The organism is Teredinibacter sp. KSP-S5-2, assembly GCF_032773895.1.
Lineage (GTDB): Bacteria > Pseudomonadota > Gammaproteobacteria > Pseudomonadales > Cellvibrionaceae.
Genome location: NZ_CP120416.1, coordinates 975277 through 996395 on the forward strand (window position 1 = coordinate 975277; position 21119 = coordinate 996395).

The 21119-nt window shown below is 43.6% G+C and carries 23 protein-coding genes; 12 read left to right on the plus strand and 11 right to left on the minus strand.

The window, feature by feature from the left end:
* Positions 1–16: 16 nt before the first annotated feature.
* The 8 genes from P5V12_RS04610 to P5V12_RS04645 all read left to right on the plus strand — a co-directional run bounded on the left by P5V12_RS04610 (position 17) and on the right by P5V12_RS04645 (position 4102).
* Positions 17–403: a hypothetical protein gene (locus tag P5V12_RS04610; protein ID WP_316956066.1), complete on the plus strand. Its 387-nt coding sequence runs from the start codon at positions 17–19 to the stop codon at positions 401–403.
* A 280-nt stretch (positions 404–683) separates the two neighbouring features.
* The gene (locus tag P5V12_RS04615) at positions 684–989 is read left to right on the plus strand and encodes a hypothetical protein (RefSeq protein WP_316956067.1); all 306 of its coding nucleotides are present in this window, start codon (positions 684–686) and stop codon (positions 987–989) included.
* Between the two features lie 103 nt (positions 990–1092).
* The gene (locus tag P5V12_RS04620) at positions 1093–1410 is read left to right on the plus strand and encodes a hypothetical protein (protein ID WP_316956068.1); all 318 of its coding nucleotides are present in this window, start codon (positions 1093–1095) and stop codon (positions 1408–1410) included.
* Positions 1411–1467: 57 nt separating this feature from the next.
* A complete protein-coding gene (locus P5V12_RS04625; protein WP_316956069.1) occupies positions 1468–1881 on the plus strand; it encodes a phage tail protein in 414 nt (137 codons plus the stop codon).
* A 4-nt stretch (positions 1882–1885) separates the two neighbouring features.
* Positions 1886–2095, plus strand: a complete 210-nt coding sequence (locus P5V12_RS04630) for a tail protein X (RefSeq protein ID WP_316956070.1) — start codon at positions 1886–1888, stop codon at positions 2093–2095.
* A 73-nt stretch (positions 2096–2168) separates the two neighbouring features.
* Positions 2169–2609 (plus strand): hypothetical protein, encoded by a 441-nt coding sequence (locus tag P5V12_RS04635; RefSeq protein ID WP_316956071.1) that lies wholly within the window; start codon positions 2169–2171, stop codon positions 2607–2609.
* A gap of 71 nt (positions 2610–2680) precedes the next feature.
* Positions 2681–3649, plus strand: a complete 969-nt coding sequence (locus P5V12_RS04640) for a contractile injection system protein, VgrG/Pvc8 family (RefSeq protein WP_316956072.1) — start codon at positions 2681–2683, stop codon at positions 3647–3649.
* A 45-nt stretch (positions 3650–3694) separates the two neighbouring features.
* On the plus strand, positions 3695–4102 hold the full coding sequence (locus P5V12_RS04645) for a hypothetical protein (RefSeq protein WP_316956073.1): 408 nt from the start codon (positions 3695–3697) through the stop codon (positions 4100–4102).
* A 21-nt stretch (positions 4103–4123) separates the two neighbouring features.
* Here P5V12_RS04645 and P5V12_RS04650 read toward each other — a convergent pair whose 3' ends face one another.
* The 6 genes from P5V12_RS04650 to P5V12_RS04675 form a co-directional block, all read right to left on the minus strand.
* Positions 4124–4552 carry a hypothetical protein gene (locus P5V12_RS04650; protein WP_316956074.1) on the minus strand — a complete coding sequence of 143 codons (429 nt, stop codon included), beginning with the start codon at positions 4550–4552 and terminating at the stop codon, positions 4124–4126.
* A gap of 104 nt (positions 4553–4656) precedes the next feature.
* Entirely contained in the window at positions 4657–5430 is a 774-nt protein-coding gene (locus tag P5V12_RS04655; RefSeq protein WP_316956075.1) for a hypothetical protein, read from the minus strand.
* A gap of 74 nt (positions 5431–5504) precedes the next feature.
* Complete coding sequence (locus tag P5V12_RS04660) at positions 5505–6407, minus strand: hypothetical protein (RefSeq protein WP_316956076.1); 903 nt, start codon at positions 6405–6407, stop codon at positions 5505–5507.
* 84 nt (positions 6408–6491) lie between these two features.
* The gene (locus P5V12_RS04665) at positions 6492–7379 is read right to left on the minus strand and encodes a hypothetical protein (protein WP_316956077.1); all 888 of its coding nucleotides are present in this window, start codon (positions 7377–7379) and stop codon (positions 6492–6494) included.
* A 10-nt stretch (positions 7380–7389) separates the two neighbouring features.
* On the minus strand, positions 7390–7605 hold the full coding sequence (locus P5V12_RS04670; protein ID WP_316956078.1) for a carbon storage regulator: 216 nt from the start codon (positions 7603–7605) through the stop codon (positions 7390–7392).
* A 149-nt stretch (positions 7606–7754) separates the two neighbouring features.
* Entirely contained in the window at positions 7755–8339 is a 585-nt protein-coding gene (locus P5V12_RS04675; protein WP_316956079.1) for a hypothetical protein, read from the minus strand.
* A 304-nt stretch (positions 8340–8643) separates the two neighbouring features.
* Between P5V12_RS04675 and P5V12_RS04680 the strand changes: the two genes are divergently transcribed.
* Positions 8644–9237 carry a hypothetical protein gene (locus P5V12_RS04680; protein ID WP_316956080.1) on the plus strand — a complete coding sequence of 198 codons (594 nt, stop codon included), beginning with the start codon at positions 8644–8646 and terminating at the stop codon, positions 9235–9237.
* A 57-nt stretch (positions 9238–9294) separates the two neighbouring features.
* Here the strand turns inward: P5V12_RS04680 and P5V12_RS04685 are convergent, their stop codons facing one another.
* Genes P5V12_RS04685 through P5V12_RS04705 form a run of 5 tightly spaced genes read right to left on the minus strand, consistent with a single transcriptional unit; the run spans position 9295 to position 16382 of the window.
* Positions 9295–10551, minus strand: coding sequence for a hypothetical protein (locus tag P5V12_RS04685; RefSeq protein WP_316956081.1), 1257 nt, complete (start codon positions 10549–10551; stop codon positions 9295–9297).
* 24 nt (positions 10552–10575) lie between these two features.
* Positions 10576–12519, minus strand: a complete 1944-nt coding sequence (locus P5V12_RS04690; RefSeq protein ID WP_316956082.1) for a HAMP domain-containing protein — start codon at positions 12517–12519, stop codon at positions 10576–10578.
* The gene (locus P5V12_RS04695; RefSeq protein ID WP_316956083.1) at positions 12516–13397 is read right to left on the minus strand and encodes a hypothetical protein; all 882 of its coding nucleotides are present in this window, start codon (positions 13395–13397) and stop codon (positions 12516–12518) included. Before P5V12_RS04695 ends, P5V12_RS04690 begins: the two co-directional genes overlap by 4 nt.
* Positions 13398–13416: 19 nt before the next feature.
* Positions 13417–14214 (minus strand): CPBP family intramembrane glutamic endopeptidase, encoded by a 798-nt coding sequence (locus tag P5V12_RS04700; RefSeq protein ID WP_316956085.1) that lies wholly within the window; start codon positions 14212–14214, stop codon positions 13417–13419.
* A 2-nt stretch (positions 14215–14216) separates the two neighbouring features.
* Positions 14217–16382: a TonB-dependent receptor plug domain-containing protein gene (locus P5V12_RS04705; protein ID WP_316956086.1), complete on the minus strand. Its 2166-nt coding sequence runs from the start codon at positions 16380–16382 to the stop codon at positions 14217–14219.
* Positions 16383–16871: 489 nt separating this feature from the next.
* On the opposite strand from P5V12_RS04705, the gene P5V12_RS04710 reads away from it, so the two are divergent.
* The 3 genes from P5V12_RS04710 (at position 16872) to P5V12_RS04720 (ending at position 21095) form a co-directional block, all read left to right on the plus strand.
* Positions 16872–18434, plus strand: a complete 1563-nt coding sequence (locus P5V12_RS04710; RefSeq protein ID WP_316956088.1) for a hypothetical protein — start codon at positions 16872–16874, stop codon at positions 18432–18434.
* A 1-nt stretch (position 18435) separates the two neighbouring features.
* Positions 18436–18918, plus strand: a complete 483-nt coding sequence (locus tag P5V12_RS04715) for a hypothetical protein (protein WP_316956090.1) — start codon at positions 18436–18438, stop codon at positions 18916–18918.
* Between the two features lie 257 nt (positions 18919–19175).
* Positions 19176–21095, plus strand: a complete 1920-nt coding sequence (locus P5V12_RS04720; protein ID WP_316956092.1) for a hypothetical protein — start codon at positions 19176–19178, stop codon at positions 21093–21095.
* The last annotated feature ends 24 nt before the right edge of the window (positions 21096–21119 follow it).

Sequence of the window (21119 nt, forward strand, 5' to 3'; positions counted from 1 at the left end):
GCGAATGGAAGCGTTCATGAACGCATCAAAAACAAAACAGGAAAGTAAAATGATAAAAAGTCACGCAGTAGCCAACACGCAAGACAAAACACAATATAGTACCTTCGTTGTATATGAATTTACATGCGATCATCTGGATGGATTTGAGTTAGAACTTATTCAAGCGTCGATTCGACGATACTTAAATACGGTCGACAGAAGCGATGTTTGTACGCTTGTGGTGTTGATTGATTTGGAAAACAATGCGGATCATGCAGAAGACTGCAAATACTCCCTTGGCTACTATCGAGAGTATGACGAAGATACGGAGCGCTATCTTTGGACTATCGATTTGAATTCAACTATTGATTCATCTGAAAAACACTTCAGTATGAAATGCGCGATGGTGGATGTGCAAATGTAGGTCTACCGCCCTCCCTGGAGAGAAACTTCTCTGGGGATAACACCAAGCCTAAATACAAAACGCTCTCTGATAGCTGACTAAATTACGCCCTTGTGTGCCGCTGTGTGGCCAGCAGGGCGACTTCTCTTTTTACTTTGTATGTTGTCCAAAGAATTGCGCTTTTCGCCTAAAAGGGCGGATATTTACTTTCAATCTTTCTTGCTTTAGCCGTTACGAATTAACTTGATTAACTATCAAGATGAAGCGTTCATGTGTGCAAATAAACCAGATGGAGAAAACCATGAGCGATAAACACTTTACGGTATATGAAATTAATCACCAAAATTTGGAGGGTGATGATATTGCGATGTTGACTGAAATCGTTAGATCAAAAATTGAGTTGGGAGAAGGCAATCATTTCACTGAATTTACTGTTTTGATCGATTTTGAGCTTGCTGCACCCGACATGGATAACCCGAAGTATTCTTTGAATATTTTCACTGAGTGGGAAGAGGAATTTATGCGCTATTGTTGGACGGCGAGACTAAAGACTATTGACTCCAAATTAGAAGAACGCGGCTTTGAAATGATCTGCTCTTTGGGTTAAAGAGCTGCCACATGGATGTGGCCAATCTATCCTCTTTATTCTTGACTTCAATTCATGATGAAGCGTTCATGGTGTTGAATAAAACAATATGGAGTAAACATAAATGAAAGCGATTTTTTATAAAAAGAGTCTGCACGATTCCACATCCTTGGCACGTTTAAATTCAGATGCGCGAGATGCACTTATTAACTGGTTTATGGCATTTTCTGGAATGATGGAAGACTTACATGCTCGGGCTTGTAAAGTAGATCTTTCTGACGTCGAATATCTACGAGGCTTTGATTTGGATGAGTATTGTATAATCGCAAATCGAGAATCGGATAAGAACATCTCCGGCACAGTTTGGACTGGCTTTCTTACATTTAAAAATTCATCTGAAAATATGATTTATGGCCGTATTACCTGTCAAATAAAATCATAATATCTCATCAATGCCAAGCATTCCACGCTTGGCATTTTTTCCTTTTTTTAAAACACTATGAGTCAAGTGATGATGGCCCTTGGGGCTAACTATCGATTTTCTATTCAATCCGCAGCCTATCAACAACTCAAAATCACGCGCAACTTTCACTGGGCATCCCAGGAGCGTATTGATGAACGACCAGCCAGTCAATTTATAAGCATAGGTGAAAAGACGATGTCTTTGTCCGGGGTAATTTATCCTCACTATCGTGGCGGCCTAAAACAAATCGACGAACTGGAGAAAGAAGCGGAGCAGGGGGTGCCCCTGCAACTAGTGGATGGCTTGGGAGAGGTGTGGGGACTCTGGGTGGTGCTATCGCTTGCGGATACCCGTTCCTTTTTTCTCCAAAACGGACAGCCCCAAAAACAAGAGTTTGAATTATCACTGCGTTTTTACGGTTGGCAAATTGAAAAGCTTCCCAGGAACTAAGTCTATGCAATATCGCACACAAGAGGGAGATAGATTGGATCAAATCTGCACATGGTTTTATGGGTTGAGTCGTCGACATGTTGAAAATGTATTAAGCGTGAATCCCGGCCTCTCGTATTATGGTCCGCGTCTTCCATCGGGGTTACTAATCGAACTTCCCGAATTTGATTCCAAAGCTCACGATCACCCTTCACCCATTCGGTTGTGGGATTAGCACTTAAGGTTTTCCAGTTTTCACTTTTTTCTTTTCCATTATTTCTACGATTTATTTTTACTTAGGAGGACACATGGCTGTCTATAAATATTGCCTGGATGATCACTATCACCATGCAACCGGCATCGCTATCCCAAAAACGGTGGAGTTTCACGATCAAAATGGTCAGTTACGCATGCTGATCAATCAGCAGGGCGTGATCACGATTTATAAGAGTTATGCTTGGGATGGGTGTTCCCCAAAAATTAAAATATTTGATGTGGGGTATCTGGGAACCCCGGACGGGGCGCTACATGATATTACTGGCAAGCCCAAAACTTATTACGCTTCGCTAGTGCATGATGCGTTGTGTCAGTTTCTTGATCATCCGAATATGCCGTTTTCGAAATCCATCATTGATGCACAGCTACTGATGTTATTACGTGAATCGGAATTCAGCTTGTCCTGGGTGTATTTTATCGTGGTGCGGGTGCTAGGCGGAGTGTATGGATGGTTAAAGCAAGCCTTATTTTAATATTTCTTTTCCTTGCTTTGCTCCTAAGTATCACTGAACTGGTCTGGTTCTTTCTCTGAAATGCGTGTGTTATGACTCCAGATTTTCGTTTAGAAGCCAACGATGACGATATCACCGAACTGATTCGCACGTGTCTTATTTCACTTCGTGTAACCGATGAGGCGGGTATAAAATCCGATGCGCTGGAAATTCAATTGGATGATGAGGGCAGTCGTATTCAATGGCCGGAGACGGGCGCGGTACTGACATTAAAACTCGGTTATAAAGAAACCGGCTTAACAAAACTTGGATTGTATTCGGTCGATGAGGTGGAATATTCCGGTCCTGTGTTACGGATGACGATTCGCGCAAAAGCGGCGGATATGCGCAAAACGATAAAAGCACAAAAAAAGCGGTTTTGGGAAGACACAACATTGTACGATGTGGTGAAAGCCGTCTCACCTGACGATTTAACACCGGGCGTCTCCCAAGCTTTACGAGACATCGGTTTTACTTACTTGGAGCAGAATAACGAATCGGATTTGCATTTTCTTACGCGTATCGCCAACGAAAATGGTGCAGTGGTCAAACCCACCAATGGCTATCTCATAGTCGCTCCCAGGGGGGAAACCAAATCGATTTCCGGTCAGTCGCTTCCTGTGACAATTATTCAGCCAAGTATGATCAAACGCTTTCGTTTCACCCAGGCTGAAAGAAATAAGTATGCCTCGGTCATTGCATATTGGCATGATACCGATAATGCAGAGAAACAACTTGTCCGAGTCGGCGAGGGCGATCCGTCATTTGGCTTGCGGCATACATATCCCAATATTGATGAAGCGAAGCGAGCTGCTGCCGCTAAGTTTAAGCAGTTACAACGTGGCCTGGGTAATTTGGAATTAACACTACTTGGCAACGTGGACATTCAAGCCGAAGGCCGAATTCGATTAGAAGGGGTGAGGCCACCCATTCAGGGCGAGTATGCCGTGACTCGAGTTGAACATACATTCTCATCAAGTGGGTTTATCACCACCTGTTCGGCGGAAATACCCACCAGCTAGAGCCGTATGCTAAGCTGATACTGAGTGTGCGGAAAAGGGATGTTTATGGCAATTGACTACACAATAATGAAGGAGCTGGAGTTGGTTGTGACCAAAGTCAGTGGGGTATTTACTGACGAAGAGCTAGTTGGTCACTTCAGCCGGTTGGTCGAAGACCCAGATTTCAGGCCTGAGTTCACACGTTTAACCGACCTACGGCACGTATTAGTCTTTGAAATTACAAAGGAAGGCGTTCAAGAAGCCGCCCGGCGTGTTCCATTTGATAGTCATTCAATGTCGGCGTTACTAATTTCTGATCTAACAAGAAGGGAGTGGGCGACGTTATGGGGCGTTACTGCGATGTCTTCCAATGCCTTCTTCTTCACTACAGATATTCTTCTTGAAGCTTTGGTCTGGCTCGGCTTAGAAGCTAAAGAAAATCAGATTCGATCCTACCTAAATTCCCTCAATTGATTTCCTTCTTTTAGTTTCCAATCATGATTCATTAATACTATGGATTTCGTGTAGAAAGCCATTCTGAATTAACGGTTTACCCTTTGACATAAGTGCATAGATCCAATAGTTGCGATTTACCATTCCACTGGTAGAACTGTAGGTGTTTTTAACAGCGATTCCCAAAACCGCTTGATCATCCGTCAATTCAACCTGATCTAATTGATATCCATTCTGATAGTCAACCACAACTGCTGGGATGTAGCAGCGTTGTGTTTCGTAGTCATCAAGCAGATTTGTGTCTGTTTCATCAATACTGGTTCCAAAGAGTGAGTTTCCCGCCGTATACCAGCTTCCCCATCGAAATTGCCAAAGCTTCTTGTTTATCCATGCGTACAACATGGCGTTGTCTTGTCCTGCTTGTGCGGTATGTGTCTTATCCGACAGGCATTGAACGATTCGAATGATCACAGCAACCTCCAACCGCCATACTGTGTTAATATACAGTATAGCGGTTGGCGCGAAAAATCAATAGTGGCTTGGTTAGCCATGAACCATATGTACCGGCTTAACGGTTAACTCTGAAACATACTGTCGCTTGGGAAGCGCTTTTGTAAGATCTCATTCGCTTTATTCATCAATCGCAATGAAAAATAGGACAATATGGCACCATTGTTATCGCTATCTTCCTGACTTGGTGAGGGATCTAAACAGAGATCGATTAGCTGACAAAAATAGAGTTTTGTTTCTGAGGGGGTGGCAGTTTTATTCAACGGATGCTCCAGCCACTGCCTACACAGATGCTCGAAGTCACGCAGTAATTCGTTGACCGCTTCGTCGTCAATACCATATTCGTTTTCATTTGCTGATTTGGAACTATTGGTATTCACAGTATCAATTCCTCTTGAATCATGTGTGGTCTCGCATGCAGCTAATTTGGGGATATTTTTCTCTGAAAACATTGTGTCGACGTATGGGTCGAAGAACCCCAGTAACTCACAGGTATTGTTTTTTTGGTCAAAAATGAAAAGAATCCGATTACTTTCTTTCGTCAAGCAATATGTTTTGAGTATGCTGAACACGCTATTAAGAAACGCTAAGTGATGGTGTTTTAAGGAGTACTCTTGTGTGTGGCCAGTTTCGATATTAAATGATTGGACGATATACATCATTTCATTGGCTTTGTTTTTGTTCACAAATACAGTTATTGACTGTTGTTGGAATATCTCATCGATGCGTAAAGCACAAATACAGCTTGTTAACCAGTTTGCACAATACAAACCAATGAAAGAGCTTGGCTTTTTCTCGATGTGTGTTGTCACAAGTGGATTAAAAAGACGTCTTTTCATTTTCGTTCGACCTTCAAATTAACGAAACTCAAAAAATGCCTGTCGCCCGGTTCGGTCTGGGCGACAGGCCAACACTAGTCCTCAATGTGTTGGAGAGGATTTTTGCGTTGCCGCAAAGTCGAGGGACTAGTAAGCAGTGAGTCTTCTAGTACGGTGCGTAATTGCGATAACTTGGTTCGTGCAGACTTAGGTAACACCGGAATAGCGTTTCGACAATGCGCATGAAATAGCACCCAAGCCAACTGATACGCAGAGTGGTTTTCTTCGCTTAAAATCGATGTCATTTGCTCCGTGGTTGTTTTGACTGCGCGTGCAACGAGCGTGGTATGGGTGTAATCGATTAGCGTGTTTTGTGTGATAGTGAGCAGTGATGTAATAAACAAGGCAAATCCATTTGTTCGGTCATCTGTATCCCGTTGACTGCGGGAGATCAGTAACTTACCGGTTAGATCTCGTTGGTAGGCGTGCTGCAGTGTTACATCGGTTTCTCCTGCTTGCAGGGAGAGAAAATCGAGGTATAAGGGCAGAACTTTATACTCAATACACCGCAAGTAAACACTGTCGATCAGCTCCGTATTTTCAATGGGATAGGTGCTAATCCCTAAAGTGTTCCAGTTTCCCGCATAGGATGAATTTAATCTCGCTCGGGCACGACGTAATAATTCAACCAAGATAGAGTAGTTGTTGTCGCTTAGGTGAAAATAGATAAACTTGCTTTTCTCTTTTGTCTGCTCGACTTGTTCATAGAGCGATAGGTAAGAATAGGTGGCCACCCATAAAAACTCTAGCGCTGTCCTCGGTAATTGGAATACATGTTGTACATGGTCAATGGCAAATTGAAATTGTGTGGATTCCGTGATTTGAACTTCCATAGGAAGAGATGCCGAAATGGGTAACAATCCATAAACCTTAGTCGGGAGTTTTTCATTCAGTAGTGTTAAGCATTGTGCATGTAGGCGCTTTGTCGGGGAATCCATGTCTCTTTTCATATTTTTGGACTTTCTTTATTCTTTAAAAATTGAGTCTGTTTCTGTCGATAGATTTACTCATCTATTTCGGCTTTATTGTTGTTTACTCTGTCGAATGATTTGATTTGTCATGCCTTTTGGGTGGGGGTTTGTTAGTTCACTTAACAAAAGACTTTCTCGATTGATAACATCGTATGGTGTCAGTGGAATTGGCTTGTGCATCTGCTCGTGGAAAACAACCCAAACAAAAAAGTAAAGAGTGTGAATGCTGTGCTTAAAGTAATCGGGAAGCTGTGACAATACGGTGTTAAATTCACTTTGTTGTAGGGTGTTTGGATAACCGTCTTGTGTGTTTGCTGTTTTAAGTAATGAGCCTACTAAAAGTGCGATGGCACGACGAAATTTGTCCTTCTGACCTTTAGCATTCACCATCAACAAGTTAATCGAAGTGAGTTCCCGCTGGTGTATGTAATCCGTTGACGATGTTCGAATATTGGTAAGGTCTTTTAGAAAGCTCAAGTAGCTGGGTAATAAAAGGTACTCTAAACACCGAAGAAATATGGTGTCAGCAATGGCCATAACGGGGATATCATTTAGCGTTCGGGGTAGCGTTGGCCATTTCAGAGGGTGTTTGGTGTAAACCTGTTGATGGGCTAGATTCAGAAAGTCTAGAATCTTAGCCATGTCAGGGTGGCTACGTGGTTTAAACGTGGACTGGCCTTGAGTGCGATACGCATCGCATATTTCGAATAGCACATAGTAGGTGTATATAGACATCCAAATATATTCCAAGGCCGGTTTGGGGATTAAAAATGCTTGTCGCCGTGGGTCGGTTTTAAAATGAAAACCGCGATGCTCGATTAGTATCGGGCGTAATCGTGCGCGTTTGGCACCATGCAAGACTCGTTCGGAATGATCCGGGATAGTTTGAGTCACGGATTTCGTAATTTGAGGCAATAAACGATCTATTGGAGAATGCATGGTGACGCTCCTAATCCTTTGGTTTGGTAAAGAGCTTGGTTAAAAAAGACGGGGGTTGTTTTTTGGGAAGGCGTTCGTAAACTTCTTGTCGATAAATGGGAATGTCTTTGGGCGCACTAATGCCGATTTCGACTTCGCCTGTAACAGAATTTATTCTAATAACAGTAATAACAATATCATCGCTAACATAAATGCTTTCGCTTGATCGTCGTGTCAGTATTAACATAAGTTGTATTCATCCTTACTGGTTGTACACGAGGGTACGAAGCGATTCCATCCTTGATCCGCTACTAAAAATTATTAAGGCGATGACTATAGACTTGCTCGCCAGTATCAATGGTTTTGTTTGTTGTTAATTCTTAAATTTATTCTCCCCTACTTAGTCATGCTTGAGGCGGATTCGCCTTGCCTTAAATAATGCACTGTTGCTGCGTTGTGTTTAAGTATCTGTGTCGGTATGTGACGATCTCTTAAACGGGATTTTTGCCAGGGTTTTGGCGTCCAAGGGGGTAATCCTTGCCAGCTCAAAATTCTCATTTCCATATCAATATCGAGATTTAGATAGGTCGGTTCATCGGGTGAAAGCTCACTAAACCAAGCTAGATCCTGATCCCACTGGGTTCTAAGCAGCAGCGTCTCGGAGTCACGTCGATACACTAAACGCAGTTTATTCCAGGGTTTCCCTTTACGGGTTTGGACATCGAATAGTATTTTTGCGTGAGACTCTAAATATTTGTCATCGTGTGGCGTTACGGTGAGTGGGGTCAGAACCGTACCTAGATTGGGCTGTGTGCCCGCTTGGAATATAAATAGAGGGGGTGTGCCACTGGCGACGATGTCCAGATAAAAATACTGCCAGCGAAGTTCGCCAAACCGGTTAAGCATCCACTCCCTGAGTAAGAATACCGAGTGTCGGGTGTCCCTGCGAATCGTAGCGATATGTTTGCTTCTGTTGTGCATAAAGCGCCCCCTTGCTAGTTGAATAAAAATCCGTGTTTCTCATACTATAAGCTCATATTTGCATGGTCTTATTTAAACTTCAATACAAGTTTATATGAAAGTTTAAATAATGGCGGGCGAGTGTATGTGTTGGCGTAGAAGATACCGTATTTACTGGATGGATTTCGTGTTTAGGCAATGGAATGCGGATTAATCTGCTACCTTTATGGGTATCCAGTTAGCCATTTTCAGGCTAGAATTTGACTAATCTAGTTTAAAGTTAAATAAATAGAACTTTTGGTCTGATAGCTGAAGCGATTTAATTATGAGTAAAACGACAGAAAGAGTTCCGTCGAGGAAGAAGACCAAGACACCTGATCATGTTCTGGGTTTCTGTGATCGACTACGTATCACCTGTTCTTATGCCGGGATCGAAGGATATGGTTCATTGTCTGCTATCGCCAGAATATCGGGGATGACTGCTGCTGGCGTTCGACTGTTGTTTATCGAAGACCGACCGCCTAAATTTCTGCGCCTGTTTCTTCAGTTGGTTGATGCCCTGATTGGTGAAATCAAGAAACAACGTGGTGTGGAAATTGAGCGCAATAAACTGTATCACTATTTACTCTCTGACAGTGAATGGCCGTTCCCGGAGGCTCAAATATATTCGTCGCCCAGCGTCAATCAGGGATTGGATAAGTTTGATAAAGTGTATCTCGGGCGCGTCTACGTATTGCTTGATGAGATTGCAAAGGAATGTGGGGTAAATGTATTCAAAGATCTTGAGCACGGCCATTTGACAAAATTACTGGATCGGGTACTGGCGTTGTGCTCCAAGCAAAATCTGGATTTGGACGCATCGGATAGCAGAGAATTAATAAAAAGTATCGTGCTGTTAAGTAAAGTTGGGCATTTGTAGTCTGGCCTACCGTAGCAGGCCAGAATTTTATGGTTAACTATAAAGAGAATTAGTATTTCAATCTCGACAATGCTTGGGGTGTTTTTTCCAAGGGAAATCGTCAATAGCTTGCGTTAATACTTGGGCTGCGTGATCGCCAACGGTGGGACTGACGCTGGCCACTTCTTCTGTTGTTCGACCAGGAATTTGCAGAAATTCATCACTGGGGATGAAGTAACCCAAAGAATCCCCTGATAAACCAAAAAACAAATCGTATTCTCCAGGAAGTTGATCTTTGATCGGCATCCCCATTCGTGAGAGTGCTTCTCCAGGGAATATAATTCCTGTCACTTTTTTGCCTATCTTAAATAATCCTATCTGTGTTTCGACCTGTAAATCCGGGGTTAAGAATACGTCCAATAAACCAGCTTGAACTGCGCCTAATAAACCGGGGTTTTCGACGGGGTGACGGATCGGGTATTGTTCGACATGGAGTTGTCCTTTGATTGATTCTGCTGCGCTGCTCATAGCCAGAATCCGTTCAGCCATTAGCTTGCCAAAATAATCGGCGGTTGCCGTGGTACGTGTTCCTTCTCCTGCAGGTTGTGCATCGCCCACAATACCATTAATAAACACCACGCTGGTGTTGGCTTGTTGTTCAACGGTCTCCCGTAAACTTCCCACATAATCGCTGCTGTACGTTAAACCCATTTCATCAATGATCGTCGGGTGTGCACTCATGTTGATCAGTGTTGCAATACTCCGACCGTATTTTTTTGAGCGAAATTCTAAGGCCGTAATATCCGTGTCCACGATATCCCAGCCTCGACGGTTTTCTATATCGCCTTGTGCCGTCCAGGCGTGAAGGGTGGCGGCTTTTTTGGTGTGGTAGGCATTGAGAATACTGCGCACGGTGGTGCGGATGATTCGTTCTTTGTACTCTGCCGAAATCCCTCCCCATAATCCTTGCAAGTCTGGTCCTGAGTGGGTATGGATTGCTGTGACGAGGATGTTTTGCGGTTGGATTTCGCCCAGGCTTTGCAGGCTTGCTCGATTTTGAATGTCAGCAATAACCGAATCGCCAACGCCAATGGTGTCGATGACAGCAAAAACTAATTGGCTGTCTTGATCGGTGATGGCCAAACTGCGCACCGAAATTTCATTGTGAATATCGGTTATACCGCAGCGAGAATATGGACTGCCATACCCCCCAAGGCAGGAAGCGAGTGCTTCCTCGTGCGTTGGGGTGAGGGTTTCTTTCCAGTATCCGGCGCGAATGCCCGCGTGGGACACCATTGCCAGACTGAAGATAAGTACACCAAGAATACGAAACATAAAACACTTCCTTTTTGGGTTGAGTTACTTTAAATCGGTGGAGGGATGATCCGATGGAGTGGGTTGATTGAATCCATTTTGCATGGCCAGGATGGCATTGCGGGCAACATCATTCGCCGACAAGCTATTAATCACTCGTGCAATATCCGTATGACTAATGGGGAGCCGCAAATATTCATCTGACAGATCGGTCAAGTAGCGGTTTTTGTCGGACGGCTTCCTTTGTTCTATTGGGGTGTGACTCAAAGCAATACGAAGCAGGGAAGATGCAGTGAATTTCTGTAAGTGCTTCAATACTGCCTGAGCTTGCTGGGTGTCGCTGTCAATATCCACCAGTGCTAGTCCGTATTGGTCGTTGAGCGGTTCTTTGTTCTGGAGAATGTCTTGGTAGCTAAACGCATAAACATCGACATAAAGATGCTCAAATTGTTGTTTGAGTGTGGCGACAAACGTGGTGCTACCCACTACAGCAATACGTTTGTGATGGCCAAAGCGCTGTTTAGCCTGTTCGGTAATTTCCTCTATTGAAGCGCCTAAAATGCATTGGAAGGCATAACGAAAGGTCAAGGATTCGTTTTGTTCTACTGCGATGGATTGGCGAACGGAGATAATCTCCTCCATTTTCTTCAGAGATTTTTGTAAGGGGCTACGTTCCTGTTTTGGCACATCCAGAGGATAGATTAAGTGCTGCTGCATTTGCTCCCATTGGTTGGCGGACAGTGGGAGAGTGTGTACCTTTAACTCAAATACCAGTGCATTTTTGTCTTCGACACTAATGCGAATATGCCACTGGGAATGAAAGGATTTGAGTTGCTGTGGCCAATACTCTAACGCCAGAGTGAGGTAGCGAAGCGTGGCATGTTGATCGATGAGAATGCAATCCTCGGTTTTGCGTATCGAATCAGAAACCAGAATATCGATGGGAAATTGTTTACGGGAGGCAATGACACCCAAGCCCCGTTCAAGATTGGTAATACAGTTCGTTAAGGTATCCGAAACGTACCGAGGGTATGCGGGCAATTCATCCTTTTCCAATATATGCTGGACTTCATCCACTGCCCGTAGGGAGTTCATCATATTGACGATCAAAGAGTGAGCTTGGTTGGATACATGCTCCTGGGCAAGTTCCACTGCTTCGTTAAAAGTGCCTTCGATGGATTGGCGAAGGTCATTCATCAAGTTTTGGATCATAGACAAGCTGCGAACTTCTTTTTCTGTACGAGCGGCTTGCTCAGCAATCTTTTTCTCTTTATCTGCCTGTAGCGACGCTTCATATCGTTCGACCGCTGCGCCTGTTTCATTAATGTGTTTGGCAAGCTGGCCGAGTTCATCATTCGACGTGTGGGAAAGGTTGGGGTGATAGTTCCCGTGTTGAATGTCGATTAAGCCCTTTGCCATTTGTGCAATACGACGAGTAATAAAATAATTTACGGATACAGCACAACCAATGGCAAAGAACAATGCGAGCACCAATAATATGCCGGTTTCGATTTTCATTTGTTGAAGTTGTGCGTCCTTCAGTGCGGGGTTAAAGGAAATATTCAGTGTGCCTAGACGTTTAGGTGTCGTTACCTCAACCGATTTTTCTGTTCGCCCTGGAAATTCTAATAGTCGGCCTGATGCATTTTGTTCAATAGATTGACTCACCCAATCACCGGCGTAACTCATGGTTATTGGCGAGTTGACTTGTGTTTTATTGTTTTCGTCACGTAACTCAATCGCGTTTATATCTGGCCGTTGCGTCAATTGATCAAACCGTGATTGCAGGTGATCATATAAGCCGGTTTCAAGTGCTTCTCTGGCATCGACAGAGAGCAGGTCAAACAATGTGGCTTGCGTTTGTTGTACGTTGGCATGAATTAATTCCAGGCGTTGTTGCGTATTGTGAATCAATATGGGAACCGCTAAACACAATACTGCGATGGTTACGCACGCGGAAAATTTGATTCGCAGTGACGCATCCTTCATTCGGCAGCTCCTTGTTTATCCATTGCCAGGGCGGCATTGAGTTGAGTTTCCAGTTGGCGTTCATCCAGGTGGTGAAAACCCAGCGTTTTCGCGAGTGTGGTATTCAGAATGACACGGTACTGTGTGGGGTATGTTTGAATCGGCGTTTGTGGATGCTTGTGAAGTTCCTGTATTAACGCAATCGCATCCTGAATAAGCTGATTGTCGCTGGTATATAAGCTGGCGAGCGCACCGCGTTTTTGCGTCATTTCTTTTGAGTAACCGATCAACACTTTTTGTTGTCGGAAAAGTGATCGTGCAATGGCGGTAATGTTCGCGGTAGTAAATAAACCTGAGTCGGGCTGGGCAATCACGCCTTGTACATTTCTAAGTTGTCTCAACCATTGCTTTGCCGAATCTGTTTCAATAACTTGGATCGTGGAGGGAAATTGCTGCATTTGAATAAATCGTGCAAAACTTGAGTCACGATGAACGGGCAGTAGTAGATTGGCTTCGTCCCCTAATAGTTGCACAGCAAACTCGGTTAATGCTTTAGGCGATGGCTCCATAAAAAGCGCCGAAATGGATATGTCGGAATGATTGTCTGTTAGGGCGTAAAACTCTTCTCGTGTAATTAATAAGGCAATGACTGGGAATTCGGGTTTGTTTTTTTGGACTAAAACGTTTCGCAACTCCTCTGGTCCGAGAGTGACGATGACGTTGCTATCAATGTTTGAAGGTGATTTAAACGCTTTGGTTAAATGATTGACCAGTGGGGTATTGTTGAGTGCAGTCGGAATATGGAATTGAATTTCTACGGCAATAGCCGAACTGTGAATAAGGCACAACAGCAGTATTCCAAAAAAGCTATGTCGAATATACGGTGCTAACCCACTCACCTGACATCCTTACTTCTTGTTAAGTCGATATGGGATATCGAAGAAAAATAAAATGCATTAGATTCACTCCAAAATGCACGGCCAAGGCCATTGAAAACCGTTGGGTGTAGGCAAATACTGCGCTGTAAATTGCCCCTGCAATAAAAAATAGTAACCACGTTTTATTGATTGTCGTGGAGTGGGCAAAGGCAAACAAAACACTTGTGAATATTCCTGCGACCCACATGCCGATGGTCGGATTACTAAAGAAAGAAGTCATTCGATCTTGTATCAATAAACGAAAAAATGCTTCCTCAGAGAGTACGGTAATGCCGAGGTTGACGAGCACAAATAAACCCAGTCCTTCGGATATTTTGGGTTGCCATCCGACATCGAAAAATACATTGGCAATCAGCAACATGACGAAAACGCTGGCCGCCGTAATAAGAATCGATTCGTGCAAGGGACGAGCTATCGAGTTGTTGCTGTATACGGTGAGTAACCAGATAATGACCAGTATGCCACCGAGTAATTTACTGAAGTTCATGTGTAGGGTGAACGGCAGTCCGCCTTCATGCATTGCGGAGGTCTCCCAGGCGATAGGGTAGTGGAACCCCTCTGGTCGATAAATGGCAATAAAGAATCCCAAGACTACGACTGCACACCACAAAACAATTTCGAGCCATCCGGTTTCGGGCGTTTTGACCACAAGCCAGCCCAAGCCCAGGCCAAACAGCGGTAAACACAAGGCGTTAACTAACGGAATCAGTGCGCCGAATACAAAAATCGTCGTCAGTGTTAATACGCCAACGGTAGCATACAGTCGTGATTTCATCATGGTTACAATCTCAGTGCGATTCCAAGTTCAGCGTAAGTTGTGTGCTCATGGGTATAGCGAATGGCGAGATCTATGGCGGGTTCTGCATAGATCACATCACTGGGTTGGTATTGAATATGGGCAAATAATTCCAGCGCTGTGTTACCTGTTCGCAGGTGCTCTCGCCAGGAAATTTTCCAGCGATCCAGGCTATTGTTCATCTGGTCACTGTGGCCGATATAACTGAACGTGATCGTTCGATCATTGTTATCAAACGTGAGTGCGGTAGAGCCCGAATGTTCGCTATTGAGTCCTTGCTCGTTCAGCGAGGTGAAGTCGTGATCCTGGTAACTGTAATTAATGTCCCAGTACAGTTCTGGAAAGATGGGATAACGGCCGCTGACTTCAAAGCCTTGGACAGTGCCTGAGCCATTATTGCTGAGTTGGAAATCGGCGTAGGCGGGTTTTTCCGTGATGAGATCATCGAGGTCTTCGTAAAATACACGACTGTCCAGTGTGAGTCGTTTCCCTTGATAGAGTATGCCGATTTCCGTCGCGTCTATACGTTCGGGTTGCAAGTTAAACCCTTCCGATGAAGCATAGTCCGCAAAGATGCTGTCGGTAATACCATCAATAACCGGAGATATATCGCGAACACGGTAATTCCAGCTTCGATCTGTTTCGGCTAAATCTGGCGTGCGAAAGGCGCGATTCACAACCCAACGAGCGCTGAGTGTGTCATGTATATGCCAGTTAAGGGATGCTCTTGGACTGAAGACTAATTCGTCGATGTTTTCCGGGTATTCGGCCATAAAGCCGATATTGCTTGTGAGTGCCGAGACGGGTTTCCATTCGACGTTCATAAATCCACTGACAATGCTCTGTTGGGCATAGCCTGTAAAATAGGTCTCACTGGTATTTTTTAGTTGTTCGTATGTTGCACCTGCAAGCCAACGAAGTTCGGGTGTTAGAAATCGGTGGTGTTCTACCGTCAGGTGTTGTCTTTCATCTTTGTAGTCTTGATTTAGTGTGCCGCAAACAGGTGTAAAAGCGGTAGTGCCGAGCTGTTGTACTCGTGTCATTAATGCCAGGGCTAAGGCATCATCTTCAGTCGTTCCACCAGAGGGAATTTGATTATTGAGTAAGGCATCGAAGTAGTCAGGGTTTGCCCTGAGTAATGCATAGGATTCCGGCAGAATAAACACGGCAGGTGAACACGCACGAAAATCCTGCTCCAGGGTATTTCGTTTCCAATACGCTTGCATGCGTGTTTCTGAATTGTCGTTATGCGTATGAATTAATTGACCATTAAAAAAATAGTCTTCCGTTTCGATATCTGGAAAAACGCCAGACTCTTGTCTGCTGACTACATACTCAGACTCCGATTTTGATGTTACGGCACCGATTTGAATCGTCAGTTCCGTGTCATTTTGAATCAGCGTGTCACCACGTAGTAAAAAACGGGAAACTTCTGTCGTGTCTCGGCTGCCGGGTGCTGCGCTACCTGTTTCCTGTGCGTTTAAGGCTTCGTCGTAACCATTGTCTCGCCATTGTGATGCACGAAAAGTCAGTGTGGTTTCGCCAAAGCCTGCGGCACCTCGATAAAAAGCAAAATGATCGTTACGATTACCTGCTTGCACGGAAGCTTCATGATTCGGGACATCTGCGGAATGGCGGGTAATAATATTGACCACGGCCTGGAATGAATTGGCTCCATAGGAAGCAGCACTGGGATTACGGGTAACTTCTATCCGCTCAATATCGTGAACCGTGACGGGGAGTTGTGCCCAGTCGATTTTGGATAAACCGGCCAGATATACGGACATACCATCAACCATGACTTGTAAACGTCTTGGAACGAGTGCTGAACCACCGTGATAGGCAATGCGATAGTCATGGCCAGAGGATTGACTATATCCAGTGGTTTCTAAAACGGACATCCCTGGAACTAAACGCAAGGCTTCCGGGATGGTTTCTATTCCCTGATTTAATAATTGGTCTCGCTTGAGTACTGTGACAGAGCCGGGGGTATCTTCTATGGTTTGTCCCATTCGTGCAGGTGTTAATGCCATCGCGCTATTCGATAAGTCTCGATACTGACGAATATCGTGATTGTTGGTTTCGCAGAAAGCGTTAGAAGACGCCAAAATACCATATATTGGAAGGGTGAGGATTGCGAAAGATTTCACTGATATCTCCTTATTAATTTATTGGCTCCCATCCTTGTTCTACCACTCTCATAAAAACGTTTTGTAGCTTACAACAGTTTATTTAAACTTTTAAATAAATAAAACGTGCCAAATCATGCGTGCGAAGCAATTGATGACAATAAAAAATAATTGGCGCCAAATGTTTTCTGTGGCGCTGAATGTCTCAAATTGTTTCAAAAAATAATTCGCCATATTCCAAATTTGTAAAAAAAACAGGAAAAATACTTGTTTTAATGTGTTGATTACATTGGTGCCAATATGAAGATTTTGAGGAATATAATTTTATCTTTTAACAGAATTAAACTTTAACTCCTATGGATTTCAGTTTTAGCTTATATATAATGCGGATCAAGACGTAATATATGTTTGTTAAAAGTTGAACTAGTTTAAATGAGCTTACACAGGGAGTGGAGTGTCGGCCTAGTGTGCCTGTTAGTTGGGCAGCCTGAATCTGCAAAAGGAACGTTTATGTTTGCTACTACTGTTCGAGATACATTAGGACGCACTTACCGAATTTATCCTTTTGGTCAACAGCCGTTTTTCCCTGCCAATCTTCAAACCCAAATTCAGCCACTTCATTTAAGCGATCCCGTTTCGGCTGAACAGTTTAAGCACCACCTTTGCGTACAGCCGTCGTTTTGGGATCAGTTCTTTAATTTCTATTCACTTGGGGCAACGCGTGCAAGAACGCCGTTAGAGTTCGATAAACAGATTGTTCAAATTCTCATGTCCCGTCGAATTATGATTTATGAGATCCCAAGAGGGAAAAGTCATATAGCACCACGCGTAGAGCGAGTTGTACAAAATAAGAAAAGCAAGCTAGAAGTGGAATTTGCGCCCAGTTCCGTTTTGCTTTGGGATGATTCGGCAAGTACTCGGGTACGTCACTTTTTCACTGAAGAAGATGCTACCTGTTTTTTGGATGAGCTGGATCTTTCCGTTGAGGAGATGCAATCCTTTCAAATACTGTTGGGATTGCGGCAAACTAAACGAGACTATGAAATTATTGTTCGTGAGTTGGCAAAAGAGATCCTAAAAGGGAAAGTTGTTGTATTGATAAATCCGCTACACAATGAGACTCAATTAAAATCGTCAGGTCGCGAGGACTCTGACGTTAGAGAAAAACCACCTACATTGGGGCCGCATGCTGGAGAAGGGGGTACGGTCTTTAATCACTCGGGAAGCTCTTCGAAAACTGAAAGTACAGAACCGAACAACTTGGCAGACGTAGAAAAGATACTTTCAGATCGACGTCAACAAATAATACAGGATGGGTATAAACAAAAGTATACGGACGAAGAGTTGCTGGAAATAGCAAAAACGGGTGAGGTAAATGATCGATTTTTAGTTCGTTTGGTATTTGGTGATGAAGATAAGGCTAGAGGTGGTACACTCGGCTTTCGGCGAGATTCAGGCAGAGCACCGTATTGGGCGACGACATTGGAGATGGCTGAAGCGGCGGATACCGACCCAGAGATACTGAGTGGACTTTTTGGTATTGAAAACTTTGACCACGAGCAGCCCTTTTGCTTAGCTGTAATCGATATGGAAAAAATGCCTGCTCAGGCGGAACGAGAAAGCTTTGTTCCCACTTTTGAAAAAATGTCCGAATTTGGCGAAAAGGAATTTACTGAGAAGGAAGGATTTGGGCCAAGTACCATGAAAGATATAATGAATGAAGACTTCGCGGAAGAATATACCGAATTTATGGATGATTATAAGAATACTGGGCAGAATCCATACGACTCGCAATTAATTATGCGTCATGCTCAGAAGTCTTCAAACATTTCAGATAAACAAAAATTAATTCGGGCTCGCCATAAAACACAAATGGAGTTTGGTGCTAACCCCTTGTTTTCTGGGAATGGTTTAACCAAGGTGACACCAGATAGTCGGTATGCGCATAATATTGGCCAAAAATACGGCGTCGTTGAGACTTTTACATTTGAACGAGATCCATTAACTGTAGGTGAGCTGGAAAAGCAAGGGGCAGTTAAAATAATCCCTGCGAAACCGATTAAGGGAAAATAGTATGACGATATTCTATACCGACAATTTACCTGATGGATATTCTGTTGTTACAGATATGGATTATATCTATCCAAAGCAAAAATTATTTGTTGTTGTGGGAAGCTCCGAATTAGTACTAATCGTTAAAAAGCCGTCTCCATATCCTGATGAAGAAGATGAACCTGGTGGGCTTTTAGTTCATCAAACAGAATTTCCTCGAGCTGCGGTACATTGGATTGTTGATGTTGTCGAAAACAGATTGTGGAAATCGGAGGCAGAAGGTGGTTTACCTTCGAGGCAAAATTTTGTGGATGAAGACGTTGCAGGTGAAAACCTAAAAATTCGCCGTTCTATGAATGTAAGTGGGCCCAGTGAAAAGGGATTCTTTTTTATAAACTTTAGTCGCCCAGACCGAAGAATTGTCTCCGCCGAATATCAGGAAATCCAGATTACGGATACTCTTCTCAGAGAGGGTGGGCTATTAGATGTGCTGAAGTCTTTGTAGTATAGAAAGTGTTTGGTTGAGAAAGAAAAGCTGAAAATTGGTTTTTGTGTCTAAAAGTTGTTTTTGATGACAAAAATAACTTTGCATACATTAACGCTTGTTGAACTAAATCTATATCACATACGTGAACAGCCGTTTGTGTCAGAATTCAAAAAATAATTTTTGTCTTAGCTATTTTTACTCAAATAAGAATTCATACCAAAGTTTGATGTAAAGATTTTATATATAAAAATCTAACGCATGGAGTGATCCAATCAATGAGAATTCGAGCAATTCGTACCCTGTTAGCGAGTGCGCTGCTTTCTACTAGTGTCATCTTGGCTTCTTGTGGAAGTGGCGACAATGGTGGGACGCCCACTCCGACCAAAGATACAACACCTAACGCGTATTCATTTAGCGCCTCTACTAACGTAGGAGTGGGTGAAACCGTTGAATCCCCAGAAGTCACAATTTCGGGGATCGATTCATCCTCTCGCGTTACTATTACTAACGGTGAGTTTTCAATTAACGGTGGGGCATATGGCACAACAGGAAGTATCTCAAATGGCCAAACGCTGCAGCTTCGTTTAACCGCTTCCTCTGAGTTTTCAATGGAAACCACCACTACGGTGACGGTGGGTGGGGTATCAGCATCGTATAGTGTGACCACAATTGCTCAAGATATTACCCCGGAAGCGTTTAGTTTTAATCCTGTTACCGGGGCATCGGTTAGCAGTGTGGTAACTTCAAACGCCGCTTCTATTACTGGAATCAATGATGCGGCACCTGTGACAATTAGTGGTGGTCAGTTTTCAATCGATAGCGGTGATTACGGTACAACAGGAAATATTTCCAATGGTCAGTCGATTGTCATTCGCATAACCGCCGCATCGACTCCGGGTACGGATGCAAGTGCAACGTTAAGTATTGGTGGGGTTGAAGCCAGTTTCACAGTGACTACCGTTGCAGATACGACTCCCCCTGAAGCGCAAGTGGCATTCCCAACACCAACGACATTAACCGATGGTTTGACAGTGACTTTACGTGGAAAGGCGACGGATGATTTTGGTCCTGTTGCTTCCATTACTGTTACCGTGACGGCGGATTCTGGTGCTACACAAGTGGATTCCGTCATTATCGCTGCTGGTGCAAACGACAACTATATGACCACATGGTCGATACCCGTTGACTTAGCGGTAAATAAATTAAATACCATTCAGGTAGCCGCGACTGATGGAGCGGGGAACACTCAAACAGTACCAACAGTACTAACAATTCTGCAAACGGATCAAGAGACGAATTTTCCCGCTGGAAATGAAGTGTATATCGGAGAGATGTCAGATCGTGGAATTGATATGGATATGATTAACAATCGTATTCTTGTGCCAGGGTATAGTAAGAAAAATATTCTAGCTGTGGATATTGACACAGGGGTACGCAGTGAGTTTATTGCAGAACATGCTGATTTATCGGAGCCTTTGCGTACCGCTTATGTAGACGAATCCAATAATCGCTTATTTTTTGGGGAGACCAACCAATTAAATGTGGCGGATTTGGATACAGGAGTATTTAGTCTAGTTACGGATAATACCAATGGGGATTCAGATATCAATATGGTGGAGGTTCATGGTCTGGATCTGCATTCCAGTAGTGGTTTACTCTATGCGGCAGATCAAGTGCTGTATTCAATTAATCCTGCAACAGGTGCTAGAACACTTGTTTCTGGTAGTGACCGTCCAGTCGGAGGGGCTAACCCGTTGGATTGGATTGTCGATGTGGTATTGGATGAAGGGAACAATCGTGCCTTAGTTTCGGATGTAAGAGGAAATAAACTGTTTTGGGTAGACTTAACGTCGGGAGAACGAACCTTGTTCGTCGAATCTCCTATCGTTAATGCACCGTTTCATATGGATAACGATGAGGACGATAACCGAGTGGTTTTTGTTAATACTGGTACTGATCAGGTGATGCAAGTTGATTTAACTTCCGCAGCGGTGAGCATTGTATCAGATGGCAGCACACCGGATATGGGTGCAAATCAGTATTTAAAACCACGTAGTTTGACTGTTGATAGTGAAAACGATGTGTTGTATCTGCTTGCTACCAGACAGTTTGAAACTACAACGTGGTTATATGTTATTGATATCAATACAGGCGAACGGGTTATTTTATCGCGTTCTGTTAGTCCGGTAATGTAGGGAAGTAAATAGTAAAATCCTTGT